Raw genomic sequence first — 25,369 nt, 5'->3', positions numbered from 1 at the left:
GCGCTCCCAGCTCTACGCCGAGGCGGGGCGGCTGGCGCGCGGCGGGCTGGTCACCGAGACCCGGGAGCCGGAGGGTCGGCGGCGCCGGCTGCTCGCGGTCACCGATGCCGGCCGCGACGCCCTCGCCGGATGGCTGACCACCCGCGCGACCGAGCCGACGCGCATCCACGACGACGCCCTGCTGCGGCTGTACTTCGCCCGCCCCGGGCCCGGCGACCCGACCGTCCTGACGCTCGCCGCCGACCAGGAGCGCGCGCACCAGGAGCGGCTGGCCCTCTACGACGGGCTCGTGGCCTCGGGACGGCTGCCGGAGGGGAGCCCCCAGCGCGCCACCCTCGAGCTCGGTCGCCGGTTCGAGGAGGCGGCGGTGCGGTTCTGGGCCGAGGTCCCGGCCGCGGTCGGCGCGGCGCTGCCGGGCGAGCCGGCCTGAGCGTCAGTCGGTCTCGGCCTTGCGCGGCCGGCTGAGCAGGGCCGCGACGACCTCCTGGGCGGTGCGGCCGTGCCGGATCATCGCGTCGACCTGCTCGATGATCGGCACGTCGACGCCGTGCGCGCTCGCGAGGTCGAGGATCGAGGTGCACGACTTGACGCCCTCGGCCGTCTGCTTCGTCACCGCGACGACCTCGTCGACGGCCATGCCCTGCCCGAGCCGCACCCCGAAGGAGTGGTTGCGCGACAACGGGGACATGCACGTGGCGATGAGGTCGCCGACGCCGGCGAGCCCCGCGAAGGTCACCGCGTCACCACCGACCGCCGTGCCGAGCCGCATGGTCTCGGCGAGGCCGCGGGTGATGATCGATGCCTTGGAGTTGTCGCCCATCCCGAGCCCCTCGGCCATCCCGACGGCCAGCGCGATGACGTTCTTCACGGCGCCGGCGATCTCGGTGCCCACGACGTCGGTGCCGGTGTACGGGCGGAAGTACGGTGCGGCGCAGGCGGCGGCGACCCGCTCGGCCATGTGCTCGCTGCGGGACGCGACCACCGACGCCGCCGGCTGCTTGGCCGCGATCTCGCGGGCCAGGTTCGGCCCGGAGACCACGACGACCCGCTCGTCCTCGACCCCGCCGACCTCGGCGATGACCTCGGACATCCGCTTCGTCGTGCCGAGCTCGACGCCCTTCATCAGCGAGACGACGGCGGCGTCACGCGGGAGGGCCGCACCCCAGGCACCGAGGTTGTCGCGCAACGTCTGCGACGGCACGGCGAGGACGACGACGTCGGCACCGTCGGCCGCCTCGGCGGGGTCGGTGGTGGCGCGCACGCTGGAGGGCAGCCGCAGCTCGGGGAGGTAGTCGGTGTTGACGCCGGCGTTGACCTGGGCGACGACGTCCTCGCGCCGGCCCCACATCGTCACCGGGGTCCCGGCGTCGGCGAGCACCGCCGCGAAGGCGGTGCCCCAGCTCCCGGTGCCGTAGACGGCGGCTCGGCTCACGATGCCTCCTCGAGGGGTCGGGGTCGTCCGGTCGGGGTGACACCGGCCCGCCGTGGGTCGAACCGTACCCGGGGCGCGTGCTCGCCGCGCAGTGCTTCGAGCTCGGTGGTGATGGCGGTCATGATGCGGTCGGTGGCCTCGAGCAGCACCGAGGGCGTCACCGGGCGGTCGTACAGGTCGTCGAGGTCGACGGGCGCACCGGCCCGGACGTGCATGACCTTGCGGGGGAACAGCCGCGGGCGCTTCGCGTACGGCGCGAGCATGTCCTGCGGCCCCCACACGGCGACCGGCACGACGGGGCACCGGGTCGCGAGGGCGACGCGAGCCGCGCCGGTCTTGCCGCGCATCGGCCAGAGGTCGGGGTCGCGGGTCAGCGTGCCCTCGGGGTAGATCGCGACGCACTTGCCCGCGCGCACGGCGGCGACCGCCGAGCGGTAGGCGTCGGCGGCCCGCCCCGACTCGCGGTGCACGGGGATCTGGTCGGCCGAGCGCAGCACCCACCCGACGAAGGGCACCCGGAAGACCTCGTTCTTCCCGAGGAAGCGCGGCGAGCGACCGTGGTCGACGAGGTAGTGCGCGAAGGCCAGCGGGTCGACGTGCGACACGTGGTTGGGGCAGACCACCCACCCGCCCTCGGTGGGGAGGTTCTCGGCGCCGGACCAGTCGCGGCGGGTGACGGCGCGGAAGAGCGGGCGGAGGACGGCGATGGCGAACCGGTAGCCGAAGGGACGGGAGTTGTCCGTGGGGGTGCTCACCTGGCGCCTTCCGTGCTGGGGGTCACCGCATTCTGGTCCGCGGTCGGGGTGATGTCGAGCGCGCCACGTCCGCTTGGCAGGATCGGGTCGTGGCCACTCCCCCGGAGCTCGCGGTCGTCGTGCCCGTCAAGGGCGGACCGCTCGCGAAGTCGCGCCTCGACCTGCCGGAGGGGACGCGCCGCTCCCTTGCCGAGGCCTTCGCCCGCGACACCCTCGCCGCGGCCACGACCGCCCTGCCGGACGCCGTGGTCCTCGTCGTGACGTCCGACCCGGGGGTGCGCGCCGGCGTGGTCTCGGACGGCCTCCGGGTCGTCGCCGACCCCGGAGGCGGCCTCGATGCGGCCGTCTCCGCGGGCTTCGCCGCCGCCGGGGCGCTCGGCGTCAGCGGCACCACGGTGCTCCTCGCCGACCACCCCGCGATACGGGCCGAGGAGCTGGTGGCGGCCCTGACCGCGGCCCACGGCCGGGGACCGGTCATGGTGCCGGATGCCGAGGGCACGGGCACCGCTCTCCTGCACCTGCCCTCGGGAGGCGTGGTGCCTCCGACGCGGTTCGGCGCGGGCAGCGCCGCCCGGCACGTGGAGCTGGGCTGGGAGCGGCTCGAGGTGGACGCCCCGGGGCTGCGCACGGACGTCGACGACGCGGCGTCCTTCGCTCTCGCGATCGAGCTCGGTGTCGGCCCGCACACCCGTGCGGCCCTGGCCCGCGCTACCCTGCCGGGCGTGCAGGCGACGATCCACCGGGTGCCCGGAGACGACGGCGGCAGTGCGCTGCTCGACGACGGCCGCGAGGTGGGGGTCCCGCTGGAGGCGCTGCGCGACAGCGGGCTGCTCCACCTGCGGGTCGGTCAGCGGGTGAGCCTCGAGCTCGACGCCGCGGGCACGGCCGCGACCCGGGTGTGGATCGTGGGGATCGGGCCGGGCGAGACCATCCGCTGAGGGACGGGCCCGCCCGGCCGTCCGGTCAGCGCTTCGCGGCCTTCTTGGCCGGGGCCTTCTTCGCCGGCGCCTTCTTGGCGGGCGCCTTCTTGGCCGGGGCCTTCTTCGCGGCGGTCTTCGCCGGCGCCTTCTTCGCGGGAGCCTTCTTGGCGGCGGTCTTGGCCGGCGCCTTCTTGGCGGCGGCCTTCTTCGCGGGCGCGGCGGCCTTGGTCGCCGTCTTCTTCGCCGCGGTCTTGGCGGGAGCCGCCTTGGTGGCCACCTTCTTCGCGGCCGCCTTGGCCGGTGCCGCCGCCTTCGTCGCGGTCTTCTTGGCCGCGGTCTTCGCGGGCGTCGCCTTCTTGGCGGCCGACTTCGTGGCCGTCTTCTTGGCGGCGGCCTTCTTCGCCGGAGCGGCGACGGCGCCGGCCGAGCCCGCGCTGGCGCGACCGGTGGCCGGGGCGGCCTTGGGCAGGCTGCTCGGCTTCTTGGTGAAGGCCTTGAACGCGGTGCCCGGGCGGAAGCGCGGCGACTTGCTCTTGGGGATGCGCACCGAGGTGCCGGTGTGGGGGTTGCGGCCGGTGCGGGCCGCCCGCTCGGCGCGGTCGAACGTGCCGAACCCGGTGATGGCCACCTTCCCGCCACGGACGACCTCGCGGACGATCGTGTCGAGGACGGTCTCCAGGGCGTCGTTGGCGGCCTTGCGGCTGCCGAGCGTCTTCTCGAGCTCCTTGATGAGGTCTGCCTTGTTCACGTGCTTCCTCCATGGATGGGCGCCGGGCTGACGCACCGACGCTGGTGGCGTGACGGCCGGATGAGACCGACCTTGGACCTGACGGTATGCCTGTCGGACAGGGACGTCCACAACTCTCTCGGCGTGTTCCGGTTGCGCGACAGACGGTTTGGCACCCGCCGAGTCACATCCGCCCCACCAGTACCACTCCGGACGGCCCGTCCGACGGGTGCCTCAGCCACCGGTGGCAGACGGGAACCGTTGTGCGACAACGGTCCTGCCGCACAGGTCAGGCGGTGACGACCGGCTTCCACGCCGGACGGGCGCCCTCGAAGGCCGTGATGTCCTGCTCGTGCCGCAGCGACAGGCTGATGTCGTCGAGACCCTCCAGGAGGCGCCAGCGGGTGTACTCGTCGACCTCGAAGGCCGCAACGAGGTCGCCGGCGGACACGGTGCGCGACTCGAGGTCGACGGTGACCGAGGTGCCCGGCTCGTTCTCGAGGAGCTTCCAGAGCAGCTCGACGTCGTCCTGGGAGCACTGCGCCGTGAGCAGGCCCTGCTTGCCGCTGTTGCCGCGGAAGATGTCGGCGAAGCGGGAGGAGATGACGACCCGGAACCCGTAGTTCATGAGGGCCCACACCGCGTGCTCGCGGGAGGACCCGGTACCGAAGTCCGGACCGGCGACGAGCACCGATCCCGCGGCGAACGTCGGGTCGTTGAGGACGAAGGTCTCGTCGTTCCGCCAGGCGGCGAAGAGGCCGTCCTCGAACCCCGAGCGTGTCACCCGCTTGAGGTAGACCGCCGGGATGATCTGGTCGGTGTCGACGTTGCTGCGGCGCAGCGGCACACCGATACCCGTGTGCGTCGTGAACTTCTCCATCAGGCGTTCGCCTCCACGGGGTCGAGGTCGGCCGGGCTCGAGAGCGTGCCGCGCACCGCCGTCGCCGCGGCGACGAGCGGGCTGACGAGGTGGGTGCGCCCACCCTTGCCCTGCCGGCCCTCGAAGTTGCGGTTCGAGGTCGAGGCGCTGCGCTCCCCCGGCGCGAGCTGGTCGGGGTTCATGCCGAGGCACATCGAGCAGCCGGGCAGGCGCCACTCGGCGCCGGCCTCGGTGAACACGCGGTCCAGCCCCTCGCCCTCGGCCTGGAGGCGCACCCGCGCCGAGCCCGGCACGACGAGCATCCGCACGCCGTCGGCGACCTGTCGGCCCTTGATGACGTCCGCGGCCGCGCGCAGGTCCTCGATGCGGCCGTTGGTGCACGACCCCACGAAGACGGTGTCGACGTGGATCTCGCGCAACGAAGTCCCGGCGGTCAGGCCCATGTACTCGAGGGCCCGCTGCGCGGCCACCTTGTCGTTGTCGTCGCCCATCGCCTCGGGGTCGGGCACGGCCTCGCCGAGCGGGCTGCCCTGGCCGGGGTTGGTCCCCCAGGTGACGAACGGGGTGAGGCTCGCGGCGTCGAGGACGACCTCGGCGTCGAACTCGGCGTCGTCGTCGCTGCGCAGCTCGCCCCAGGCGGCCACGGCGGCGTCCCACTCGGCCCCGGTCGGCGCGTGGTCGCGGCCCTCCAGGTAGGCGAAGGTCGTCTCGTCGGGCGCGATCATCCCGGCCCGCGCGCCGGCCTCGATCGACATGTTGCACACCGTCATCCGCGCCTCCATCGAGAGGGCGCGGATCGCGCTGCCGCGGTACTCGAGGACGTACCCCTGCCCACCGCCGGTGCCGATCTTCGCGATGACGGCGAGGACGATGTCCTTGGCCGTGACACCGGGCTGCAGCTCACCCTCGACCGTGACGGCCATCGTGCGGAAGGGCTTGAGCGGCAGGGTCTGCGTGGCGAGCACGTGCTCGACCTCGGAGGTCCCGATGCCGAACGCGAGCGCCCCGAAGGCGCCGTGGGTGGAGGTGTGGCTGTCGCCGCAGACGATGGTCATGCCCGGCTGGGTGAGCCCCAGCTGCGGGCCGACGACGTGCACGATGCCCTGCTCGGCGTCGCCCATCGGGTAGAGCGTGACGCCGAACTCCTCGCAGTTGCGGCGCAGCGTCTCGACCTGGGTGCGGCTCACCGGGTCGGTGATCGGGCCGGGCGTGGTCGGGACGTTGTGGTCCTCGGTGGCGAGCGTCAGGTCGGGCCGGCGCACCGGCCGGCCCGCGAGCCGCAGGCCGTCGAAGGCCTGGGGGCTGGTCACCTCGTGGAGCAGGTGGAGGTCGATGTAGAGCAGGTCGGGCTCGCCCTCACCGCGCCGCACGACGTGCTGCTCCCACACCTTCTCGGCCAGGGTTCCGGCCATCTGTCGACACCTCCGAGTCGGGCTCGCCCGGGGGTGGCCCGGACGACTGTTCGCGCGCGACGTCCGCCGGAGCGTCGTCGCCGTCCTCCCGAGATTCGCACGGGCCCACCGCCCATGGACTTGCGTCTCAGGCAATGAGACTGCAGTATCAGTGCATGGACAACAGTAGTGGGGTCGGTGTCCTCGACAAGGCGGCCGTCGTCCTCTCCGCCCTCGAGGCCGGCCCGTCGACGCTCGCCCAGCTCGTCACCGCCACGGGCCTCGCCCGCCCGACGGCGCACCGGCTGGCGGTCGCGCTCGAGCACCACCGGCTCGTGACCCGCGACCTCCAGGGCCGGTTCGTGCTCGGCCCGCGCCTCGGCGAGCTGGCCGCGGCCGCCGGCGAGGACCGGCTGCTCGCCGCCGCCGGCCCGGTGCTCGGTGCGCTGCGCGACCACACGAACGAGTCGGCCCAGCTCTTCCGGCGCCAGGGCGAGTACCGTGTCTGCGTCTCGGCCGCCGAGCGCCCGGTGGGCCTGCGCGACTCCATCCCGATCGGCGCCACGCTGTCGATGCGCGCCGGCTCGGCCGCGCAGATCCTGCTCGCGTGGGAGGAGCCGGACCGGCTGCACCGCGGCCTCCAGGGCGCGGCGTTCACGGCGACCGCGCTCTCCGGGGTGCGGCGCCGCGGCTGGGCCCAGAGCGTCGGCGAGCGCGAGCCGGGGGTCGCCTCGGTCTCGGCACCGGTGCGCTCCCCCTCGGGCCGGGTCATCGCGGCCGTGTCCATCTCGGGGCCCATCGAGCGGCTCTCGCGCCAGCCCGGCCGGCTGCACGCGGCGACGGTCATGGCGGGCGCGAACAAGCTGACCGAGGTCCTCACCCGGCACGCGGCGCAGCAGGACGCGCAGAACAACGCCTGAGAGCGAAACACACACGCAACACGGCGTGCGGCCGATGGCAACACCGGTGCGGCAGCCTCGGGGCAGCCGACCGAGGAGCCGCCATGACCTCGACGCCCGCCCAGCGCGTCGCGCGTGACCGCACGCGCCTGCTGGCCTTCCCGCGCCCGGACCGGGTGGCCGTCGTCGTCGGCGGGGGCCCGGTGGCGGCTCGCCGGGCGGCCGCGCTGACCCGGGCGCACACGCCGGTGGTCGTCTTCGCGCCCGAGCTGTGCGACGACGCCTTCGACCTGCTCGCCGAGCGGCTCGTCACGTGGGAGAACCGGTGGCCGACCGGGGCGGACCTGCGGGGCGCGTGGCTCGTGCACGCCGCCACCGGCGACAGCCGCCTGGACGCCCTCGTCTGCGACCTCGCCTCCCGGGCCCGCTCGGACGTGGCCTGAGGGACCGGACTCAGCCCAGGCCGGAGCCCATCCGCTGTCGGGCCGCCTCGCCACGCCGCCCGACCGGGAGGACGCCGGCCAGACCGCCGAGCCCGAAGGGCTTCGGGCCGGAGTAGATGCTCTCGGCGCCGTGCGCCTCGACGGAGTAGGTCTCGTGCCAGATGGTGACCGCCGACGGGTCGGCCTTGGCGACCGTGTAGAACTCGGTCCAGGCCGGGCGGTGCAGGTGGTCGGCGGCATTGGCGTAGGCGTAGAGGTCCTCGGTGCTGCGCCACCACTGGATCATCGTCGTGGCCATGAGGTGCACGGTCGAGCGGCTGCCGAGATAGCCCAGGGACTCCTCCTCGCCGCGCGCGGCGGCGGCCTTGTTCTTCTCCAGCTCGACGATCATCCGTGGCATCGCGGCGCCGGCCTGCTGGACGATGCGCCACTTCCAGGGCTTGTGCACCCGCAGGCCGATGAGGAAGACGGTCAGCGGTCCGTCGTAGGCGTGCGTCACGCGGTCCATGGGGGCTCCTGACTGGATAGTGCGACTCTCTGGTGACACCATGGTGGACAGTGGCACTATCCGGTGTCAAGACCCGGCGGGCGCCGGGTCGCAGCACGACGAAGGAGCGAGGGTGCGCATCTCGGAGCTCGCGGAGCGGACCGACGTCCCCGTCCACACGCTGAAGTTCTACCTGCGCGAGCGGCTGCTCCCCCCCGGTCTGCCGACGAGCCGCACCTCGGCCGACTACGGCGAGGAGCACGTCGAGCGGGTCCGCCTCGTGCGCGCCCTCGTCGAGCACGGCGGGGTGAGCCTGGCCGCGGTCCGCCGCATCGTCGGCGCCCTCGAGGCCCCGCCCCCCTCGCGCCACGAGCTGCTCGGCACCGCGCACTCCACCCTCGCGGGGGACGAGGCCGGCACCCACGCATCACCGGAGGTGCTCGCGCTGCTCGCGGAGCTCGGGTGGTGCACCTGGGAGGACGGCCCCTTCGTCGCCGAGCTCGGGCGGGCGCTCGAGGCGGCGCGAGCGGCCGGGGTGCCGCTCCCCCCGGAGTCGCTGCGCCGCTACGCCGAGGCGATGCGGGCCGTCGCCGAGGCCGACGTCGACCTCGCGCTCCGGGCCACGAGCGCGGCCGAGGCGATGCACACCGTCGTCGTCGGGACGGTGATGATCGACCCCGTGCTCGTCGCGCTGCGCCGCGTGGCCCAGGAGGCGGCGAGCGCGGCCCGCGCCTGACACGGCCCACGACACGACGAAGGCCCGGTCCTGGTGGACCGGGCCTTCGACCGATGTAGCCCCGACGGGATTCGAACCCGCGCTACCGCCTTGAGAGGGCGGCGTGCTAGGCCACTACACAACGGGGCCGTGGGTGCTGTCCTCGCCGCTCGCAGAGCGACTCGGGCAACGGGAGAGAACCTTACCGAACGGGAGGGCCTTCTCCGAAATCGCCCCGGACGGACCGGGGGCGATGGCTGGGGTACCAGGACTCGAACCTAGAACGGATGAACCAGAATCACCAGTGTTGCCAATTACACCATACCCCATGGGGTATGCCGTCCGTCGTGACCCGGAGGGCGGACGAGCGGCGAACCGAGTGGCGATACTACCGGCCCCGCTCCCCCGGCCCAAATCGTCACGCGCCCGGGCGCACCAGCGCGAACAGCTCGCCCAGCGACCGCACGACCGGGATGCCCCGCCCCTCGACGATCCGGCGCGACCCCTCGTCCGGAACGCCGTCCCGGACCAGCCAGGCGGCGGCCAGGCCGGCGTCCGCAGCACCGATCGGGTCGGTGGCGACCTCGTCCCCGACGTAGAGCGTCGCGGACGGCTCCGAGCCCAGCCGGCGGCAGGCCTCGTGGAAGGCCCGGGCGTCGGGCTTGCCGAACCCGAGGGTGTCGCGGCTGCACACGACGTCGAAGAGGTCCTCGAGGCCGGATGCCGCGAGCTTGGCGCGCGTGTACTCCTTCGACGAGTTCGTCAGCACGCCGACGGAGACCCCGGCCTCCCGCAGCGCCCGGACGGCGGGGCGCACGTCGTCGAAGGCCTCCATCGCGGCGAGGAACGCCGGCTCGTACGCGTCGTCGAAGGCGCCGAGCGCCGCCGCGTCGTGGGACCGGCCGAGCCACGTCGCGAGCTCGGCGAGGCGGGCGCGGCGCATCTCGGCGAACTCGACCTCGCCGCGCGCGTAGGCGGCGAAGTGCCCCTCGGGGTCGTCCCGGAAGCGGACGCCGGCACCCGCCAGGCGCTCGGGGTCGGCGTCCGGCCACAGGGCGGTGGACGCGCTCGCGCCGGCGCGGTGCATCGCCGTGCGGGTGTCGTAGAGGGTGTCGTCGGCGTCGAGGAGCACCGCCTCGAGCACCGGACGCGCCGCAGCCGCCGTCACAGGGTCGCGCGCAGCGCCGACAGGCGGGTGAGCGTGGCGCCCTTGCCGAGGATCTCCATCGACTCGAAGAGCGGCGGGCTGACCCGGCGCCCGGACACGGCCGTGCGCAGCGGCCCGAAGGCGAACTTCGGCTTGATGCCGAGGCCGTCGACGAGCGCCTCGCGCAGCGCCGCCTCGATGCTCTCCGCCCGCCAGGTGGCCTCGGAGCCGAGCACGCCGTCGTGCTCGTCCGGCACGGCCTCGAGCGCGGCCGTCGCGGCGTCGAGCACCTGGGCGGCGTCGTCCTTCAGCTGGGCGCGTGCGTCCTCGGCCACCTCGACCGCGTCGTCGGCGACGTAGAACGGCGCGACGAGCTCGGCGGCCTCGGTGAGGTGCGCCATCCGGGTCTGGACGAGCGCGGCCACCTGCTCGAGGCGGGCGAGCTCACCGAGGGTGGGCGCCTCGCCGAGCACCCCGGCCCGCTGCAGGTAGGGCAGCAGGCGGGCGGCGAAGTCCTGGAGCGAGAGCTCGCGGATGTGGACGCCGTTGAGCCAGTCCAGCTTCTTGAGGTCGAAGATCGGGCCGACCGGGTTGACGTCGGACCACGCGAAGCGCTGCGAGAATTCCTCGAAGGTGAAGAGCTCGACGTCGTTGCCCTCGGCGTCGCGCGCCGGCGGGTACGCGAGCAGGCCGAGGAAGTTGACGAGCGCCTCAGGGAGGTAGCCCTCCTCCTCGAACCAGGTGAGCCGCGCCTCGGGGTTCTTGCGCTTGCTGATCTTGGACTTGTTCGTGTTCCGCAGCAGCGGCATGTGCGCGAACTTCGGTGGCACGAGGCCGAGCCGGCGGTACAGCAGGATGTGCTTGGGGGTCGAGGAGACCCACTCCTCGCCGCGCACGACGTGCGTGATGCCCATCTCGTGGTCGTCGACGACGACGGCGAGGTGGTAGGTCGGGAAGCCGTCGGCCTTGAGGATCACCTGGTCGTCGGGGCGCGGGGCGGACATCCGGCCGCGGATGAGGTCGTCGAACTCGAGCTCGACGTCGTCGGGGACGAGGAGGCGCACGACGGGGGTCTCGGAGAAGCCCGGCAGCTCGCGGCGCTCGGCCTCGGTCTTCCCGACGCACAGGCGGTCGTAGCCGGTCGGCTGCTTGAGGCGCTGCTGCTCCTCGCGCATCTCGGCGAGCCGCTCGGTGGAGCACCAGCAGTGGTAGGCGTGCCCCTCGGCGAGGAGCTTCTCCACGTACGGCGCGTAGGTGGTGAGCCGTTCGCTCTGGCGGTACGGGGCGCAGGGGCCGCCGATGTCCGGTCCCTCGTCCCAGGTGAGGCCGAGCCAGCGGAGGGTGTCGAAGACCTGCTGCTCCGAGCCCTCGACGAGCCGGGCGCGGTCGGTGTCCTCGACGCGCAGGACGAAGCGGCCGCCCTGCTGGCGCACGAAGGCCAGGTTGAACAGCGCCATGTAGGCGGTGCCGACGTGGGGGTCGCCGGTCGGGGAGGGGGCGACGCGCAGCCGCACGGGACCGGGGAGGTCGCCGGCGGGGCTCGCGGGGGTGCTCGGAGTGTGCTCGCTCATGGTGGGGCCAGCGTAGTGAGCGGCGGCGGGGCGCATCGACCCCGGAGGGTCCGCCGCTGCCCGACGTCACGGTGGCAGGTCCCCTCGTCACGGGCGCAGAGCCCCCATGGCGCGCGCGACGCGGGCACACTGCGGGGATGGTGCAGACCGCCCGGGGGGACTCCACGACGCGGCCGCGGGGGCGGACCGTCGGGATCGTGCTCGCCGTCCTGACGACCATCGTGCTCGTCTTCTTCGCCCGCCGGATCGTGACCGACTGGCCGAGCATCGTCGCCGGCACGGTGCCCGACGACGACCTCGCGGAGAAGTACGTGGCGCACCCGTGGCTCGCGTACGGGCACATGGTGCCGGGGGTGGTCTACCTGCTCGGGGCGCCGTTGCAGCTCTCGCACCGGTTCCGGTCGCGCCACTACGAGCTGCACCGCCGGCTCGGCCGGGTGCTGCTCGGGTGCGCCCTGCTGAGCGGCGCGCTGGCCGTGGTCCTCGGGTTCGTCTTCGCGTGGGGCGGGCGCGCCGAGTCGCTCGCCACGCTGCTCTTCGGCGGCTGGTTCCTGGTCTGCCTCGTGCGGGCGTTCCGCGCGATCCGCGCCGGCCGCGTGCCCGAGCACCGGCGCTGGATGGTGCGCGCCTACGCCGTGGGCATCGGCATCGCGACCATCCGGCTCTGGGTGGGGATCTTCACCGGCATCCAGCTCGGGCTGCTCGGGATGTCCGACGAGACGATGCCGGCGCGCAGCACGTTCGGGCTGGCCTTCTGGCTGGGCCTCGGGATGCACGTCGTCGCCGGGGAGTGGTGGCTGCGCCGCACGCCCGACCTCGACGGGTGACCGCGCTCGGCTGCCCCACCGATGACTTCGACCCGCGGCCCCGGTCCGTCCTGCCGGGACCGCTCCGGACCCACCGACCGCGAGGAGACGCATCCATGGACCCCACCGACCCCACTCGTCCCGGACCGCTGGACATCACGTTCTCGGCCACCGTCGTCCGCAGCGACGCCGACGGCGGCTGGACCTACGTCGTCTGGCCCGAGAGCGCGGAGGTCTTCGGGACGCGCGGCCTCGTCAAGGTCACGGGCACCGTCGACGGCGCTCCGCTGCGCACCTCGTTCATGGCCCTCGGCGACGGCCGCCACAAGCTGCCCCTCACCGGCGCCACGCTCGCCGCGATCCGCAAGGGACCGGGCGACGAGGTCGAGGTGTACCTCACCGAACGCCGCTGAGGGAGCGGCTCAGGCGTCGTCCGGGCGGGCGTCGTGGACCCGCGGTGACCCCTCGTCCTCGTGCTGCTTGACGTCGTCGATCTCCTCGACGAGCCGCTGCCGCTCGGCCCCGTCGACCTCGACCCCGGCCTCGTCCAGACCCCGGTCGAGGCTGTCCTCGATGGTGTCCTTCTCGGCGCTGTACTCCCACGTGGTGACCTCGTCGACGACGTTCTGGGCCGCCTCGGTCGCCGCGTCGTCCTGCTCGTCGGGCTGCTGGGTCTCGCTCACGGGGTGCTCCTCTCGCCCGCGCTCGTGCGCGGAGCGGTCGTGTGGGCTGGTCCTGCCCGCGAGCCCTTCCGCGCAAACCCCGTTGCCGCGTCCGGGCCGCCTGCCTAGCGTGGGGCGCGGGGTCGACCGGCTCCGGTCGTCGACGAAGGGGATGCCATGACGCTCCGGCTGGACGCCGTCACCGTCGACGCGCAGGAGCCCGACGAGGTCGCGCGCTTCTGGGCCGGGATGCTCGGCTGGCGTGGGGTCGACGACCCGTGGGCGGACGCGGCGCTGGAGCCCACCGACGACACCGGCTTCCGGCTGCGCTTCCTGCGGGTCGATGCTCCCAAGGTGTCGCAGAACCGGATCCACCCCGAGCTGACGAGCGACGACCTCGAGCACCAGGAGCGCACGGTGGCCCGGGCGCTGGGGCTGGGCGCGCGGCACGTCGATGTCGGGCAGCTGCCCGAGGAGGGCCACGTCGTGCTCGCCGACCCCGGTGGCAACGAGCTCTGCGTCCTCGAGCCGGGCAGCACCTTCCTCGCCGACTGCGGCTTCCTCGGCGACCTCTCGTGCGACGGCACGCACGCGCTCGGGGTGTTCTGGAGCGAGGCGCTCGGGTGGCCGCTGGTGTGGGACGAGGGCGAGGAGACCGCCATCCGGTCGCCGCACGGTGGGCCGAAGATCGCGTGGGGCGGACCGCCGCTCATGCCGTCGACCGGCCGCGACCGGTGGCGCTTCGACGTCGCGTGCGCGGCGGCCGAGGTCCGGGACGAGGTGGACCGGCTGGTCGCGCTCGGGGCGCGGGTGCTCGACGGACCTCCAGCCGACGGGTCGTGGGCCCTCGCCGACGTGGACGGGACGGAGTTCCGCCTGCTCGCCGACTGAGCGGGGGTGGGCGCCGGGCCGGCCCGGGCTCGTCAGGGTGCGACGACGGGGTTCGACAGCGTCCCGAGACCCTCGATCTCGACCTCGACGCGCTGGCCGGCCGTCATCGGACCGACGCCGGCCGGCGTGCCGGTGAGGATGACGTCACCGGGCAGGAGCGTGAAGGCCTTGGAGGCGTACGAGACGAGGGCCGCGACGCCGTGCACCATGTCGGCGGTCGTGCCGTCCTGGACGACCTCGCCGTCCAGGCGCGTGACGAGCCCGAGCGAGGAGACGTCGAGGTCGGTCTCGATCCACGGCCCCAGCGGGCAGAAGGTGTCGAAGCCCTTGGCGCGGGCCCACTGGCCGTCCGAGCGCTGGAGGTCGCGCGCGGTGACGTCGTTGGCGACGGTGTAGCCGAACACGACGGCGGCGGCGTCCTCGGGCTCGACGTCCTTGCACACGCGCCCGATGACGACGGCGAGCTCGCCCTCGTAGTGCACCTCGGAGGTCTGAGGCGGGTACACGATGGGGTCGCCGGGACCGACCACCGCGGTGTTCGGCACGAGGAACATCAGCGGCTCGGCGGGCACGTCGGTGCCCATCTCGGCGGCGTGGTCGGCGTAGTTGCGGCCGATGCCGATGACCTTGCTGCGCGGGATGACCGGCGCAAGCAGCCGCACGTCCTCCACGAGGTGCGTCGCCCCCGTCAGCTCGATCCGCTGGTAGAGCGGGTCGCCGGTGACCTCGGCGATCTTCTCGCCGGCCCCGTCGACCAGCCCGTACGCCGGGTCGTCCCCGGTGGTGAACCTCGCGATGCGCATGGTCCGAGGCTAGTGCCCCGGCCCGGGCGTCAGGAGAGGGCCTCGCCCCGCCGGCCGCGGGAGTCCTCGTCGACGAGCCGGTTGATGAGCTGCTGCACGTCGTCGCTGTCCGGGACGTTGACGAGGTCCTCGTCGGGGCTGTCGCCGGCGGACTCGATGTGCAGCGAGCCGGCGCCGATCATCCGGTCGAGGAGGGTCTGGCGGAAGCTGACGTCGGTGATCTTCGCGAGCGTGATGTCCTTCCCCGACTTCGTCAGCACACCGCGGCGCACCATCACCCGGTGCGTCGTGATGACGTAGTGGGTGGAGCGCCAGCGCACGTAGGGCGCGAGGACGAAGAGCAGGAGCACCAGGACGGCGGCCCCGAGGACGACCCAGAGCAGGACCGTGCCCACGGACCCGTCCGGCAGGACGAGCAGCGCCACGACGGCCGCGGCCACGACGACGACGCCGACCACGGTCGGCAGCAGCACGGTGAACCAGTGCGGGTGGAGGTGGCGCACGACCTTCTCGTCCTGCGCGAGCACGTTCTCGGGGAAGCTCACGGCGTCAGCGTAGGGCCGGGCGCCCGCCCGCGTCAGGAGGCGCCGCGGCCGGTGCGTCAGCGCACGCCGGCCTTCGTCGCCGCGTCGGCGAGCACCCGGCCGACGACGGCCGCGCCCTCGTCGGTGAGGTGGATGTCGAACGCCGTGCAGATGTAGGTGAGCGAGCAGACCTGCGCCACGTTCTTCGGCACGCTGCGGCCGCTGAAGGTGGTGGGGGTGTCGTCGTCGAGGGCGAAGGCGGCGTCGAGGGAGACGAACCGTCCGCCCGAGCCCTTGGCCGCGGCCGCGATGGTCGTGCTGAGGTCGCTGAACGCCTTGGTCGCCACCTTGAGCTGCGCCTGGCCGGCCCCGAGGTAGGAGGAGGCCAGCCAGGGGTTGTAGTAGCCGAGCACCAGCACCGGGACGTCCGGGCCGGCGGCGGCGCGCAGTCGCGAGAGGATCGTCGGCAGGTTCTTCTCGATGGTGCCCAGCCCGGTGGCGGCGCACTTCGCATCGACGGACAGCCGTGCGGCACAGCGCAGCAGGTCGTTGCCGCCGAGGTCGATGGTCACGAGGCGCACGTCACCGCGCCGCGCCTTCAGCAGGGACTCGGCCTGCGCCATCTGCGAGGACTCCGGGTACTCGCACTTGCCGCCCGCGAGGAAGCTGCCGGTGGTCTCGCCGCTGCACGCGAGGTTGGCCACGCCGAGCGCGTCGCCGCCGCGCCCGAGGCGGGCGGCGGCCAGGGCCGGGTAGGCGCTGTCGCGCAGCTCGGCCCCGCCGGGCTGGTAGCCCGCCGCGAGGGAGTCGCCGAGCGCGACGTAGAGCGGGCCGTCGGGCGCGGTGCTGTCCGGGCCGGTGCCGGGGCGCGCGGACGGCGATGTCGTGCTCGGCGAGGGGCTCGCGGTCGGGGCTGCGGACGACGAGGACGGCGCGGCGCTCGGGGCCGGGTCCTCCGACCCACCTCCGCAGGCGCTGAGGGCGAGGACCGCCGCGAGGGCGGACGCGACGACGGTCGTGCGGGGCACGGGGGACCTCCGGGGTCGGGACGGGACCGGCTCCCATCCTCTCCCGGCCCAACGCGCCAGCGGCACCGGGTGTGCCCGCCGGTACCGTGACGCGGTGACCACCGTGGTGAGTGTCGTGATGGCCCGTGAGGAGTGGACGGCCCGGGAGGCCGCCCACGCCGCGCGCGTCGACGCCGCCACGGCGCGCCACCGCGAGCGTCGGGCAGACGGTCGGTCGCACCCCGTCGAGGACTTCCTCTTCCGCTACTACAACCACTCCCCCGCGAAGCTGCGCCGGTGGCACCCGGGCGCCGGCGTGCTGCTCGAGGGGGCTGCCGGCACGGAGCGTGCGGGGTGGCGGCACCACCGGGTGGTCGGCGACGCGGTGGCCCTCGACGTGGGGTCGTTCCTGGAGGCCCGCGGGGCGACCGTCCGGTTCGTCACCGACCTCCTCACCGCCACGCTCTCCCGTCCCGCGCACCTGGGCTGCTTCGGCCTCCACGAGTGGGCGATGGTGCACGGGCTCGACCAGGACGACGTGCGCCACGCGGGCTGGCCGCTGCGGCTGGGGCCGGCGGGCACCGACGAGGTCGTCGAGCGGCACGCGGTGCGGTGCTCGCACTTCGACGCGCACCGGTTCTTCACGCCGACTGCCGTGCCGCAGAACCAGCTCCGTCCGACGCGCGAGTCGCAGGTCGCGATGGAGCAGCCGGGCTGCCTGCACGCCGGGATGGACGTCTACAAGTGGGCGTTCAAGCTGGCGCCGCTGGTGCCGAGCGACCTCACCGCGGACGCCTTCGACCTCGCCCGCGACATCCGGGTCCTCGACATGGAGGCCTCGCCGTACGACCTGGCGGAGCTGGGGTACGCGCCGGTGCGCATCGAGACGCCGGAGGGCAAGGCCGAGTACCTGGAGCGGCAGCGCGCCTTCACCGTGCGCTCGAACGCGTTGCGCCGCAGGCTCCTCGACGTCCTGCCGTGAGTCAGGCGACGGCGGCGAGCATCCGCTCGAGGTGTCGCTCCAGGGCGGAGTCACCCGTCGGCGGAGGGTCCGGAGGTGGATGGGTCTCGCTGCCCCAGCCGAGCACCGGTGGCGCCTGCGACCGGTAGGCGTGGCCCGTGGGGGTGACGGTCAGGATCTCGTGGGGCGACGCCCGCTCGACGACGACCCGCCAGCCCGGCGCCTCCTTGACGAGGTTGCAGCGGACGCACTTCCCGTTGCCGTTCCACGCGCTGGTGGAGCCGCCGTCTCGGACGGGGTGGGCGTGGTCGACGTGGACGACCGCTGCGTCGCAATAGAGGGTGGTGCACACGTCGTCGCGCAGGACGAGCACCCGGCGCAGACCGCCGATGAACGGCCGGCGACGGGACTCGAGGGCCACCAGGTCCCGCCCGTCCGGGCTCGTGTACAGGCGGCGCAGCCAGACGGACGCCGGGCCGGCACCACGGATCCACGACCTCGCGACCGGTGCCGGCACGGACCCGTGACCGGGGATACGCGCCGGCTCGTCGACGGGCCGCTCGGGGTCGCCGGTGCCCAGGAGGGAGCGGTCGGTCATGACGAGCTGGACCTCGACGGGCTGCACCTGTCCCGGGAGCAGCCCGGCGAGCAGCCGGAGGGCGGTGTCGGCGCTCACCGCGCCGACGCCTCGGTCGTAGGGAGCCTCGTCCTCGCACTGTCCGCCGACGACGCTGCGGGCCCGGCGAAGGATGGCGGCGTGGGCGCCCACGACATCCCGCAGGGGTCCGAGCACCGTCAGGTACGCCATGCCGTCCGGAGCCGGTCGGACGCTCACCCGCCTGCTCTTCACGGCAGCTTCCATCCGCCGGACCACCGACGCGGCGTCGAGCTCGGCCGCCACCCGCGCAGCAGCGCGACCGGCGGCTCGCGCGGAGAGCCGGGGCAGGACCTCCGCGATGCGGCGGTCCACCTCGGCCCGGTCCTCGCGGGACAGCGTGGCGGTCTCGCGGACGACCTCGACTGCGGCCCTCTCGCTGGTCAGACCCTCCGTCAGAGCCGCCATGAGACAAGGCATCTCGTGGACCAGGGCCCGTGACAACCCGACGAACCGGTCCCCGCAGCTGGGGGACTCGCGCCGCGCGAGGGCGACCTCCGACCCGACGGACCGGGCCACGTCCTGCGGCGCCACGACCCCGCGCGAGCGCCGCAGCGCGTCGGTGGCGCGCGCCTGACAGGCCGCGGCGGCCGCCTTGAGCCGCTCGAGCTCGGCGACCAGGGCCACCCGCTCGTGGTCGCTCAGCGTGACCGCGTCGATGGCCGCGAGCGAGTCCCGGAGGCCGGCCACCACGACAGAAGGCATGTCACCATCACGCCTCTCCTGCAACGTGATTGCGTCCATCTGCCCCTGCCCTTCCCTCTGCCTCCAACTCTAGACGCGACCACCGACAGCGGTCCGACCTGCATGATGGGCCGATGGGTCGAGCCGAGCAGCACCGCTTCCGTCTGACCACCCCGGGCCGTCGGGTCATGCGCGCTCCCCGCCCCGACGACGTCCTCGGGGTCCTCGAGTCGCTGCCTCGCGACGGCCACGCCGTGCTGCAGAGCATGGACGACGCCGAGGTCTACATCCAGGTCTGGCTGCGGCCGGACGGCACCTACCAGCTCGAGCTGCGGGACGGTTCGGTCGAGACACATCGGCAGGCCCTGAGCGTGTCGCGTGACCGTGTGGCGGCGGCCTTCTCCGCCTGGCTCGACGAGCACAGCGGGGACGGCGACGACTCGTGGCGGGCCCCCCACGACTGGAGAGACATCTCAGCGACCTTCACAGAGCCTCCCGCCTGACGGGTCAGGCGGGGTGCCTCCGAGCAGCCGCTGCCCGCTGGGAGCCCGTCTCGAACCCGGGCACCGGGCGGCGCGGTCGGCAAGGGCCTTGGGTGCGAGCATGGCTCGGTGGACATCCCGGAGCAGCAGACGGAGCGGGTGCGGCTGGACCGGCCCGTCCCGACCGACGCACCGGGGATCTTCGCGATCCTGGGGGATCCGCGGACCGTCGAGCACAACCCCTCGGAGCTGATGGGCGACGAGGCGCAGGCCGCCGAGCTCGTCGCCCGGTGGATCCGCCACTGGGACGAGCACGGCTTCGGCTACTGGTGCGTCCGTCTCCCGGGCGAGGACCGCATCGTCGGCTACGTCGGGGTGAAGCGGATGACCGTGCGGGACCGACCGGTCCTGAACCTCGTCTGCCGCCTCTCGCCCGACGCCTGGGGACGCGGGCTGGCGACCGAGGCCGTCGCGCGCGTCGTGTCCCGAGTCGCGGCGCAGCTACCGGCCGAGGTGATCCTGGCGCGGGTGCGGCCCGACAACCTGGCGAGCCAGAACGTCGTGGCGAAGGTCGGGCTCCATCGCGACCCTGCCCTGGACGACGACGGCGAGGACGGCCTCGACTGGGCCTGGACCAACCGGGACCTGCCGTAGGCAGGATCCGCGTCATCACCGGGATGGCGCGGAAGATGGCCGGTGGCGCGGATGCATCCGCGTCCTCGCTGAACTTCGGCGTCGTCACGGTGACGGCGCGGAAGTTCGCGCGGTCGGCCCATGACATGGACGGCGTGTCACGCAGCCCCCACAACGGTGCAGTGAGTGCAAGGGTCGAGGTCATGGCCCAGAGCGACCGCACGACCGTCGACCACGCCGCGCACCCGGGGGACGCACCGCCGCAGGACCTGCGCCGCGCGCGCAAGGCCGTCGTCGCGTCCTCCATCGGCAACGCCCTCGAGTGGTTCGACATCATCGTCTACTCGAGCTTCGCGGTCGTCATCAGCGAGCTCTTCTTCCCCGAGGTCTCCGGCTTCGCCGCGTTGATGTTCACCTTCCTCACCTTCGCCGTCTCGTACCTGATCCGCCCGCTCGGCGCCGCGGTCATCGGCAACTGGGCCGACAAGCACGGCCGCAAGCGCGCGCTCTCGGCGACGATCCTCACGATGATGGTCGGCACCGGCCTGATGGCCGTCGCCCCCACCGCAGCGGTCGTCGGCCCCGTCGCCGCCGGCCTCTGGCTGCTCGCCTCCCGTCTCGTGCAAGGCTTCTCGGCCGGCGGCGAGTTCGGCACCGCGACGACGTTCCTCGTCGAGTCGGTGCCCGGCCGTCGCGCGTTCTACGGCAGCTGGCAGGTCGCAACCCAGGGCGCCGCGATGTTCCTCGCCTCCGGGTTCGGCTTCGTCCTCACCACTTTCCTGTCGCGCGACGCCCTCTACACCTGGGGCTGGCGCGTGCCCTTCGTGGTCGGGATGCTCATCGGCCCGGTCGGCTGGTACATCCGCCGCAGGATGGACGAGACGGCCGACTTCGAGCAGGCCGAGAAGCTCGACTCGCCGCTGGCCTCGACGATGAGCACCCACCTCGGCCGCCTGCTCGCCGCTGCCGGCGCCGTCGCGCTCGCCTCGCTCTCGGTCTACCTCATCCTCTACATGCCGACCTTCGCCGTGAAGAGCCTCGAGCTGCCGGCCTACGCCGGCTTCCTCGGCGGCATCATCGCCGGCCTGGTGACCCTCGTGGGCACGCCGTTCGTCGGCACGCTCGCCGACCGCGTCGGCCCCGCCAGGGTGATGACGGCCGCCGCCGTCGCCGGCCTCGTCCTCGCCTGGCCGCTCTTCCAGCTGCTCATCGCCGTCCCGACCGTGGCCGTGCTGACGCTCGTGCAGGTCGTCTTCGGGCTGGTCATGGCCGCCTACTTCGGACCGCTCCCCGGGCTCTACCACGACCTGTTCCCGGCCAACGTGCGCACGACCGGCATGGCCGTCGGATACAACATCGGCGTCCTGGTCTTCGGGGGCTTCGCCGGCGCGATCTTCACCCTCCTCATCGACCGCACCGGCAGCCTCGCGGCCCCCGCCTTCTACTTCATGGCGGTGGCAGCGCTGTCACTCGTGACGATCGTGGTGTGCCGCAAGCGGTTCCAGCTCGCCTGACCTGTCGAGGGTCGGAAAGTGCCCTGCACCTAACGTTGCCGTGGGCTCCGGAGACCCCTAGTGTCGCTGACACGCACCTGTGACGCGAGTCACTCGTGGGACGGCTTCCAAGGGAGGGAGAGCGGGCCGATGGCACTGCGCAAGCTCACGGGACTGGGGGTGGTCGCCGCCACGGTGGGCGCCCTCGCCGCCTGCAGCAGCGGGGACGGAGGGACCCCCGTCGTCAACGTCTACGGCAGCACCTCCGACGCCGGCTGGGACAAGATCCTCGCGGCCTGCAACGACGCCGCCGCGGGCAAGTACGTCATCCGCCCGAACCTCATCCCGAGCGACGCCGACAGCCAGCGCGAGCAGTTCGTGCGCCGCCTGGCCGCCCGCGACGACGGGATGGACGTCCTCGGCATGGACGTCACGTGGACGGCCGAGTTCGCCGAGGCGGGATGGATCCGCGAGCTGGACGCCGAGCAGACGAAGGCCGCCACCGAGGGCGTCCTCGAGCAGCCGATCGACACGGCCACGTGGAAGGACAAGCTCTACGGCATCCCCCGCACGACCAACGTCCAGCTCCTCTGGTTCCGCAAGTCGCTCGTCCCCGACCCGCCGACCACCTGGCAGCAGGTCCTCGACCAGTCCAAGCAGCTGAAGACCGAGCGCAAGCCCTACGTCATCGGCCTCACCGCGGCCCAGTACGAGGGCTACGTCGTCGGCTTCAACACGATCCTGTCCTCCCTCGGCGGCACGCTCGTCAACGAGGACAGCACCAAGCCGACCGTCGACGACAACACCGTGCAGGCGCTGGGCATCCTGCGCAGCCTGGCCACCGACGGGCTGGCCAGCGCCTCCCTCTCCAACAGCCAGGAGCCGGAGGTCTTCGCGCAGATGCAGAACGGGCAGGCCGCGTTCGCGATGAACTGGCCGTACATGCTCTCGGCGATGCGCGAGGCGAACCCCGAGATCGCCGAGGACCTCGGCTGGGCCAAGCTCCCCGAGTTCCGGGAGGGCACTCCCGCCCGGGCGACGCTCGGCGGGATGAACTACGCGATCAGCAAGTACAGCAAGCACCCGGACCTCGCGTTCGACGCCGCGATGTGCCTGCGCAACCCGGAGAACCAGCTGCGTGGCGCCCTCGACGCCGGCAACGTCCCGGTGCTCCAGGAGGTCTTCGACGAGCAGGAGTTCCAGAAGGCCTACCCGATGTACGAGGACATCCTCGCCGAGCTCGAGACCGCCGTCCCGCGGCCGAAGACGCCTCTCTACCAGAACATCTCGACCATCGTGTCCTCCACGCTCTCGCCCCCGTCGCAGATCGACCCGGAACGGACGGCCACTACGCTGCGCGACGAGATCCAGGACGCCATCGACGGCAAGGGGATCCTCCCGTGAGCACCCAGGCCCCACCCGCGGTCGCCGCCCCCGAGCCCGACGAGGGGCTGGTCATCGCCCGCAAGCGCGCCAGCGACGGCCGGCGTGCCGAGCAGCGGCTCGGCCTGATGCTCTGCGCCCCTGCGGTCTTCGTGATGCTCGCGGTCGCCGCCTACCCGATCCTCTACGCGATCTGGCTCTCGTTCTTCAAGGCCGACCTGCGCAAGCCGGACGCGAACGAGTTCATCGGTCTCGAGAACTACGTGACCGTGCTCTCCAGCGGGATCTGGTGGCAGTCGTTCGGCATCACGATGCTCATCACGGTCGTCGGCGCGTTCGCCGAGCTCGTGCTCGGGATGCTCCTCGCGCTGGTCATGCACCGCACGCTCGTCGGCCGCGGCCTCGTGCGCACGTCGGCCCTCGTGCCCTACGCCATCGTCACCGTGGTCGCGGCGTTCTCGTGGCGCTTCGCGTGGACCCAGGGCATCGGCTGGCTGGCCGGCGACTCCGCACCGCTCACCGACAAGTGGCCCTCGATCTGGATCATCATCCTCGCCGAGGTCTGGAAGACCGTGCCCTTCATGGCGCTGCTCCTCATGGCCGGGCTCGCGCTCGTCCCCGAGGACCTGCTCAAGGCGGCCTCGATGGACGGCGCCTCGGCCTGGCAGCGCTTCTGGCGGGTCACCGTCCCGCTCATCAAGCCCTCGATCCTCGTCGCGCTGCTCTTCCGCACCCTCGACGCGTTCCGGATCTTCGACAACATCTTCGTGCTGACCGGCGGAAGCAACGACACGTCATCGGTGTCGATGGTCGCCTACAACAACCTGATCCGCGGGCTCAACCTCGGCATCGGGTCGACGATGGCGGTGCTCATCTTCATCACCACCGCGATCATCGCCTTCCTGTTCGTCAAGCTGTTCGGGGCCGCGGCCCCGGGAGGGAGCGGGTCCCGATGAGCGCCGTCACCATCAGCCCCCAGCGACGCATCGGCTGGAGCGTCGCCAACGTCGTCGTGCTGGTCTACGCCTTCGTCCCCGTGGTGTGGATCATCTCGCTGTCGCTCAAGGGCGGCGACACCCTCAACGACGGGCGCTTCCTCGCCCTCAACCCCGACACCACCGCCTACCGCGACATCTTCCGCAACGACGACTTCATCCGGGCGCTGATCAACTCGATCGGCATCTGCCTCATCGCCACCGGCATCGCCCTCACCCTGGCCACGATGGCCGCCTACGCCATCGCCCGGCTCGAGTTCCCGGGCAAGCGGGCCATCGTCGCGACGTCGCTGCTCATCTCGATGTTCCCCCAGATCGCCCTCGTGACACCGCTGTTCAAGATCGAGACGGCGATCGGCATCTTCGACACCTGGCCGGGCCTGATCCTCCCGTACATCACGTTCGCGCTGCCGCTCGGCATCTACACGCTCTCGGCCTTCTTCCGCGAGATCCCGTGGGAGCTCGAGAAGGCGGCGCAGATGGACGGCGCGACGCCCTACCAGGCCTTCCGCCGGGTCATCGCCCCGCTCGCCCTGCCCGGCGTCTTCACGACGGCGATCCTCGTGTTCATCGCCTGCTGGAACGACTTCCTGTTCGCCATCTCGCTGACGTCGACCAACTCGGCCCGCACGGTCCCGGCGGCGATGTCCTACTTCACGGGGGCGACGACCTTCGAGAAGCCCACAGCGGCGATCGCGGCGGCCGCCGTGGTCATCACCATCCCCATCGTCCTGTTCGTCCTCTTCTTCCAGCGGCGGATCGTCGCCGGCCTCACCTCGGGAGCGGTCAAGGGCTGAGGCCCGCGACCCCCACGACGAAGGAGCACCCCATGGCAGCGATCCACCTCGACCACGTCGTCAAGCGCTACCCCGACGGCGCCCTCGCCGTCGACGACCTCAACCTCGAGATCCGCGACGGCGAGTTCATCATCCTCGTCGGCCCCTCCGGCTGCGGGAAGTCCACGACCCTCAACATGATCGCCGGCCTCGAGGACATCACCCAGGGCGAGCTGCGCATCGACGGCGAGGTCGTCAACGACAAGGCCCCCAAGGACCGCGACATCGCGATGGTGTTCCAGTCCTACGCGCTGTACCCGCACATGACCGTCGCCGAGAACATGGCCTTCCCGCTCGTCCTCGCCAAGGTCGACAAGGCGACGATCAAGACCAAGGTCGACGAGGCCGCCGAGATGCTCGAGCTGACCAACCACCTCGACCGCAAGCCGGCCAACCTCTCCGGCGGCCAGCGCCAGCGCGTCGCGATGGGCCGGGCGATCGTCCGCAGCCCCAAGGCCTTCCTCATGGACGAGCCGCTCTCCAACCTCGACGCCAAGCTGCGCGTGCAGATGCGCACCCAGGTCTCGCGCATCCAGAAGTCGCTCAAGACCACCACGGTCTACGTCACCCACGACCAGACCGAGGCGATGACCCTCGGCGACCGCGTCGTCGTCATGCGCGGCGGCATCGTGCAGCAGGTCGGCGCACCCACCGAGCTGTACGAGCACCCGAACAACCTCTTCGTGGGCGGGTTCATCGGCAGCCCGTCGATGAACTTCCTCCCCGCCACCATCGAGGGCGAGCGGCTCGAGACCGGCCTCGGCTCGCTGACCGTCCCCGACCGCGTGCGCCGTGCGGTGCAGGAGGCGAGCGGCAAGGAGGTCATCATCGGCCTGCGCCCCGAGCACTTCGAGGACGCCTCGCTCGTCGGCGACAAGGAGGGCTCGCACGTCAGCGTGACCATCGACCTCGTCGAGTCGATGGGCTCGGACGTCTTCGCGTACTTCACGGTGCAGGGCGACCAGGCCCACTCCGGTGACCTCGAGGACCTCGCCAAGGACACCGGTCAGGACATGGTCGGCGAGGGCACCACCGTCACGGCCCGGCTCGACGCCGCGGCCCGGGTGCAGGCCGGCCAGCCGGCCGAGCTGTGGGTCGACACGGCGAAGATGCACGTCTTCGACGTCAAGACCGGCCAGAACCTCACGGCCGAGGTGCAGCAGGAGGCGGCGCAGGCCTGAGGCGGG

The 25,369-nt window shown here is 72.8% G+C and carries 29 protein-coding genes and 2 tRNA genes; 16 read left to right on the top strand and 15 right to left on the bottom strand.

Annotated elements, in window-relative coordinates; genetic code table 11:
- Window positions 1-31 precede the first annotated feature (31 nt).
- Window positions 32-430, top strand: a complete 399-nt coding sequence (locus ACQZ2A_RS07380) for a hypothetical protein (protein WP_430209156.1) — start codon at window positions 32-34, stop codon at window positions 428-430.
- A gap of 3 nt (window positions 431-433) precedes the next feature.
- Here ACQZ2A_RS07380 and ACQZ2A_RS07375 read toward each other — a convergent pair whose 3' ends face one another.
- Both ACQZ2A_RS07375 and ACQZ2A_RS07370 read right to left on the bottom strand, forming a co-directional pair.
- A complete protein-coding gene (locus tag ACQZ2A_RS07375; RefSeq protein WP_430208968.1) occupies window positions 434-1,432 on the bottom strand; it encodes an NAD(P)H-dependent glycerol-3-phosphate dehydrogenase in 999 nt (332 codons plus the stop codon).
- Window positions 1,429-2,187, bottom strand: coding sequence for a lysophospholipid acyltransferase family protein (locus tag ACQZ2A_RS07370; protein ID WP_430208966.1), 759 nt, complete (start codon window positions 2,185-2,187; stop codon window positions 1,429-1,431). The genes ACQZ2A_RS07375 and ACQZ2A_RS07370 overlap by 4 nt, the downstream gene beginning before the upstream one ends.
- An 89-nt stretch (window positions 2,188-2,276) precedes the next feature.
- Here ACQZ2A_RS07370 and cofC point away from each other — a divergent pair, with 89 nt between their 5' ends.
- Window positions 2,277-3,125, top strand: coding sequence for a 2-phospho-L-lactate guanylyltransferase (gene cofC / locus ACQZ2A_RS07365; RefSeq protein ID WP_430208963.1), 849 nt, complete (start codon window positions 2,277-2,279; stop codon window positions 3,123-3,125).
- A gap of 25 nt (window positions 3,126-3,150) precedes the next feature.
- Here the strand turns inward: cofC and ACQZ2A_RS07360 are convergent, their stop codons facing one another.
- The 3 genes from ACQZ2A_RS07360 to leuC form a co-directional block, all read right to left on the bottom strand.
- On the bottom strand, window positions 3,151-3,855 hold the full coding sequence (locus ACQZ2A_RS07360) for an HU family DNA-binding protein (RefSeq protein WP_430208962.1): 705 nt from the start codon (window positions 3,853-3,855) through the stop codon (window positions 3,151-3,153).
- Between the two features lie 268 nt (window positions 3,856-4,123).
- Window positions 4,124-4,714, bottom strand: a complete 591-nt coding sequence (gene leuD, locus ACQZ2A_RS07355; RefSeq protein ID WP_430208960.1) for a 3-isopropylmalate dehydratase small subunit — start codon at window positions 4,712-4,714, stop codon at window positions 4,124-4,126.
- The gene (leuC, locus tag ACQZ2A_RS07350) at window positions 4,714-6,126 is read right to left on the bottom strand and encodes a 3-isopropylmalate dehydratase large subunit (RefSeq protein ID WP_430208957.1); all 1,413 of its coding nucleotides are present in this window, start codon (window positions 6,124-6,126) and stop codon (window positions 4,714-4,716) included. The genes leuD and leuC overlap by 1 nt, the downstream gene beginning before the upstream one ends.
- A 155-nt stretch (window positions 6,127-6,281) precedes the next feature.
- Here leuC and ACQZ2A_RS07345 point away from each other — a divergent pair, with 155 nt between their 5' ends.
- Both ACQZ2A_RS07345 and ACQZ2A_RS07340 read left to right on the top strand, forming a co-directional pair.
- Complete coding sequence (locus ACQZ2A_RS07345) at window positions 6,282-7,025, top strand: IclR family transcriptional regulator (protein WP_430209154.1); 744 nt, start codon at window positions 6,282-6,284, stop codon at window positions 7,023-7,025.
- 83 nt (window positions 7,026-7,108) lie between these two features.
- Entirely contained in the window at window positions 7,109-7,447 is a 339-nt protein-coding gene (locus ACQZ2A_RS07340) for an NAD(P)-dependent oxidoreductase (protein ID WP_430208956.1), read from the top strand.
- A 10-nt stretch (window positions 7,448-7,457) separates the two neighbouring features.
- Here ACQZ2A_RS07340 and ACQZ2A_RS07335 read toward each other — a convergent pair whose 3' ends face one another.
- Entirely contained in the window at window positions 7,458-7,955 is a 498-nt protein-coding gene (locus ACQZ2A_RS07335; protein ID WP_430208954.1) for a monooxygenase family protein, read from the bottom strand.
- A gap of 112 nt (window positions 7,956-8,067) precedes the next feature.
- Between ACQZ2A_RS07335 and ACQZ2A_RS07330 the strand changes: the two genes are divergently transcribed.
- Complete coding sequence (locus tag ACQZ2A_RS07330) at window positions 8,068-8,670, top strand: MerR family transcriptional regulator (RefSeq protein WP_430208952.1); 603 nt, start codon at window positions 8,068-8,070, stop codon at window positions 8,668-8,670.
- Window positions 8,671-8,726: 56 nt separating this feature from the next.
- Here ACQZ2A_RS07330 and ACQZ2A_RS07325 read toward each other — a convergent pair.
- The 4 genes from ACQZ2A_RS07325 to gltX form a co-directional block, all read right to left on the bottom strand.
- A tRNA-Glu gene (locus ACQZ2A_RS07325) sits at window positions 8,727-8,799 on the bottom strand.
- Between the two features lie 104 nt (window positions 8,800-8,903).
- Window positions 8,904-8,978, bottom strand: a tRNA-Gln gene (locus ACQZ2A_RS07320).
- An 89-nt stretch (window positions 8,979-9,067) separates the two neighbouring features.
- Window positions 9,068-9,793: an HAD-IA family hydrolase gene (locus tag ACQZ2A_RS07315; RefSeq protein WP_430208950.1), complete on the bottom strand. Its 726-nt coding sequence runs from the start codon at window positions 9,791-9,793 to the stop codon at window positions 9,068-9,070.
- 20 nt (window positions 9,794-9,813) lie between these two features.
- On the bottom strand, window positions 9,814-11,367 hold the full coding sequence (gltX, locus tag ACQZ2A_RS07310) for a glutamate--tRNA ligase (RefSeq protein WP_430208948.1): 1,554 nt from the start codon (window positions 11,365-11,367) through the stop codon (window positions 9,814-9,816).
- Between the two features lie 137 nt (window positions 11,368-11,504).
- Here gltX and ACQZ2A_RS07305 point away from each other — a divergent pair, with 137 nt between their 5' ends.
- Window positions 11,505-12,194, top strand: coding sequence for a DUF2306 domain-containing protein (locus ACQZ2A_RS07305; protein WP_430208945.1), 690 nt, complete (start codon window positions 11,505-11,507; stop codon window positions 12,192-12,194).
- Between the two features lie 95 nt (window positions 12,195-12,289).
- Window positions 12,290-12,586: a DUF1905 domain-containing protein gene (locus ACQZ2A_RS07300; RefSeq protein WP_430208942.1), complete on the top strand. Its 297-nt coding sequence runs from the start codon at window positions 12,290-12,292 to the stop codon at window positions 12,584-12,586.
- Window positions 12,587-12,595: 9 nt separating this feature from the next.
- Here the strand turns inward: ACQZ2A_RS07300 and ACQZ2A_RS07295 are convergent, their stop codons facing one another.
- Window positions 12,596-12,856 (bottom strand): hypothetical protein, encoded by a 261-nt coding sequence (locus tag ACQZ2A_RS07295; RefSeq protein ID WP_430208939.1) that lies wholly within the window; start codon window positions 12,854-12,856, stop codon window positions 12,596-12,598.
- Between the two features lie 156 nt (window positions 12,857-13,012).
- On the opposite strand from ACQZ2A_RS07295, the gene ACQZ2A_RS07290 reads away from it, so the two are divergent.
- Window positions 13,013-13,726, top strand: coding sequence for a VOC family protein (locus ACQZ2A_RS07290; protein ID WP_430208936.1), 714 nt, complete (start codon window positions 13,013-13,015; stop codon window positions 13,724-13,726).
- 32 nt (window positions 13,727-13,758) lie between these two features.
- Here ACQZ2A_RS07290 and ACQZ2A_RS07285 read toward each other — a convergent pair whose 3' ends face one another.
- From ACQZ2A_RS07285 to ACQZ2A_RS07275, 3 genes are read right to left on the bottom strand one after another with little or no spacing between them, the layout of a single operon-like run.
- Complete coding sequence (locus ACQZ2A_RS07285) at window positions 13,759-14,529, bottom strand: fumarylacetoacetate hydrolase family protein (RefSeq protein WP_430208934.1); 771 nt, start codon at window positions 14,527-14,529, stop codon at window positions 13,759-13,761.
- A gap of 29 nt (window positions 14,530-14,558) precedes the next feature.
- Window positions 14,559-15,074 carry a PH domain-containing protein gene (locus ACQZ2A_RS07280; protein ID WP_430208932.1) on the bottom strand — a complete coding sequence of 172 codons (516 nt, stop codon included), beginning with the start codon at window positions 15,072-15,074 and terminating at the stop codon, window positions 14,559-14,561.
- A 56-nt stretch (window positions 15,075-15,130) separates the two neighbouring features.
- Window positions 15,131-16,081, bottom strand: a complete 951-nt coding sequence (locus ACQZ2A_RS07275) for an SGNH/GDSL hydrolase family protein (RefSeq protein WP_430208930.1) — start codon at window positions 16,079-16,081, stop codon at window positions 15,131-15,133.
- 118 nt (window positions 16,082-16,199) lie between these two features.
- On the opposite strand from ACQZ2A_RS07275, the gene ACQZ2A_RS07270 reads away from it, so the two are divergent.
- Window positions 16,200-17,042: a 3-methyladenine DNA glycosylase gene (locus ACQZ2A_RS07270; RefSeq protein WP_430209151.1), complete on the top strand. Its 843-nt coding sequence runs from the start codon at window positions 16,200-16,202 to the stop codon at window positions 17,040-17,042.
- Window position 17,043: 1 nt separating this feature from the next.
- Here the strand turns inward: ACQZ2A_RS07270 and ACQZ2A_RS07265 are convergent, their stop codons facing one another.
- Window positions 17,044-18,381 (bottom strand): HNH endonuclease, encoded by a 1,338-nt coding sequence (locus ACQZ2A_RS07265; RefSeq protein ID WP_430208927.1) that lies wholly within the window; start codon window positions 18,379-18,381, stop codon window positions 17,044-17,046.
- A gap of 113 nt (window positions 18,382-18,494) precedes the next feature.
- Here ACQZ2A_RS07265 and ACQZ2A_RS07260 point away from each other — a divergent pair, with 113 nt between their 5' ends.
- From ACQZ2A_RS07260 to ACQZ2A_RS07230, 7 genes are all read left to right on the top strand, one after another.
- The gene (locus ACQZ2A_RS07260) at window positions 18,495-18,863 is read left to right on the top strand and encodes a hypothetical protein (protein WP_430208926.1); all 369 of its coding nucleotides are present in this window, start codon (window positions 18,495-18,497) and stop codon (window positions 18,861-18,863) included.
- A gap of 108 nt (window positions 18,864-18,971) precedes the next feature.
- Window positions 18,972-19,496 carry a GNAT family N-acetyltransferase gene (locus ACQZ2A_RS07255; protein WP_430208923.1) on the top strand — a complete coding sequence of 175 codons (525 nt, stop codon included), beginning with the start codon at window positions 18,972-18,974 and terminating at the stop codon, window positions 19,494-19,496.
- A 182-nt stretch (window positions 19,497-19,678) separates the two neighbouring features.
- On the top strand, window positions 19,679-20,989 hold the full coding sequence (locus ACQZ2A_RS07250; protein ID WP_430208921.1) for an MFS transporter: 1,311 nt from the start codon (window positions 19,679-19,681) through the stop codon (window positions 20,987-20,989).
- A gap of 129 nt (window positions 20,990-21,118) precedes the next feature.
- Window positions 21,119-22,372, top strand: coding sequence for an ABC transporter substrate-binding protein (locus tag ACQZ2A_RS07245; protein WP_430208920.1), 1,254 nt, complete (start codon window positions 21,119-21,121; stop codon window positions 22,370-22,372).
- The gene (locus ACQZ2A_RS07240) at window positions 22,369-23,307 is read left to right on the top strand and encodes a carbohydrate ABC transporter permease (RefSeq protein WP_430208917.1); all 939 of its coding nucleotides are present in this window, start codon (window positions 22,369-22,371) and stop codon (window positions 23,305-23,307) included. Before ACQZ2A_RS07245 ends, ACQZ2A_RS07240 begins: the two co-directional genes overlap by 4 nt.
- Entirely contained in the window at window positions 23,304-24,143 is an 840-nt protein-coding gene (locus ACQZ2A_RS07235; RefSeq protein WP_430208915.1) for a carbohydrate ABC transporter permease, read from the top strand. Before ACQZ2A_RS07240 ends, ACQZ2A_RS07235 begins: the two co-directional genes overlap by 4 nt.
- A 32-nt stretch (window positions 24,144-24,175) precedes the next feature.
- Entirely contained in the window at window positions 24,176-25,363 is a 1,188-nt protein-coding gene (locus ACQZ2A_RS07230) for an ABC transporter ATP-binding protein (protein ID WP_430208913.1), read from the top strand.
- Window positions 25,364-25,369: the final 6 nt, after the last annotated feature.

The sequence above is a fragment of the Phycicoccus avicenniae genome (genome assembly GCF_050496545.1).
Taxonomy (GTDB): domain Bacteria; phylum Actinomycetota; class Actinomycetes; order Actinomycetales; family Dermatophilaceae; genus Phycicoccus; species Phycicoccus avicenniae_A.
This window is presented reverse-complemented; position numbering and strand designations above follow the sequence as displayed.

Bases quoted from the DNA above. Each gene is read 5' to 3' on its own strand.
- leuD (WP_430208960.1), bottom strand. From the start codon at position 4,714: ATGGAGAAGTTCACGACGCACACGGGTATCGGTGTGCCGCTGCGCCGC.
- leuC (WP_430208957.1), bottom strand. From the start codon at position 6,126: ATGGCCGGAACCCTGGCCGAGAAGGTGTGGGAGCAGCACGTCGTGCGG.
- ACQZ2A_RS07345 (WP_430209154.1), top strand. From the start codon at position 6,282: ATGGACAACAGTAGTGGGGTCGGTGTCCTCGACAAGGCGGCCGTCGTC.
- ACQZ2A_RS07340 (WP_430208956.1), top strand. From the start codon at position 7,109: ATGACCTCGACGCCCGCCCAGCGCGTCGCGCGTGACCGCACGCGCCTG.
- ACQZ2A_RS07335 (WP_430208954.1), bottom strand. From the start codon at position 7,955: ATGGACCGCGTGACGCACGCCTACGACGGACCGCTGACCGTCTTCCTC.
- gltX (WP_430208948.1), bottom strand. From the start codon at position 11,367: ATGAGCGAGCACACTCCGAGCACCCCCGCGAGCCCCGCCGGCGACCTC.
- ACQZ2A_RS07305 (WP_430208945.1), top strand. From the start codon at position 11,505: ATGGTGCAGACCGCCCGGGGGGACTCCACGACGCGGCCGCGGGGGCGG.
- ACQZ2A_RS07300 (WP_430208942.1), top strand. From the start codon at position 12,290: ATGGACCCCACCGACCCCACTCGTCCCGGACCGCTGGACATCACGTTC.
- ACQZ2A_RS07290 (WP_430208936.1), top strand. From the start codon at position 13,013: ATGACGCTCCGGCTGGACGCCGTCACCGTCGACGCGCAGGAGCCCGAC.
- ACQZ2A_RS07285 (WP_430208934.1), bottom strand. From the start codon at position 14,529: ATGCGCATCGCGAGGTTCACCACCGGGGACGACCCGGCGTACGGGCTG.
- ACQZ2A_RS07270 (WP_430209151.1), top strand. From the start codon at position 16,200: ATGGCCCGTGAGGAGTGGACGGCCCGGGAGGCCGCCCACGCCGCGCGC.
- ACQZ2A_RS07265 (WP_430208927.1), bottom strand. From the start codon at position 18,381: ATGCCTTCTGTCGTGGTGGCCGGCCTCCGGGACTCGCTCGCGGCCATC.
- ACQZ2A_RS07260 (WP_430208926.1), top strand. From the start codon at position 18,495: ATGGGTCGAGCCGAGCAGCACCGCTTCCGTCTGACCACCCCGGGCCGT.
- ACQZ2A_RS07250 (WP_430208921.1), top strand. From the start codon at position 19,679: ATGGCCCAGAGCGACCGCACGACCGTCGACCACGCCGCGCACCCGGGG.
- ACQZ2A_RS07245 (WP_430208920.1), top strand. From the start codon at position 21,119: ATGGCACTGCGCAAGCTCACGGGACTGGGGGTGGTCGCCGCCACGGTG.
- ACQZ2A_RS07235 (WP_430208915.1), top strand. From the start codon at position 23,304: ATGAGCGCCGTCACCATCAGCCCCCAGCGACGCATCGGCTGGAGCGTC.
- ACQZ2A_RS07230 (WP_430208913.1), top strand. From the start codon at position 24,176: ATGGCAGCGATCCACCTCGACCACGTCGTCAAGCGCTACCCCGACGGC.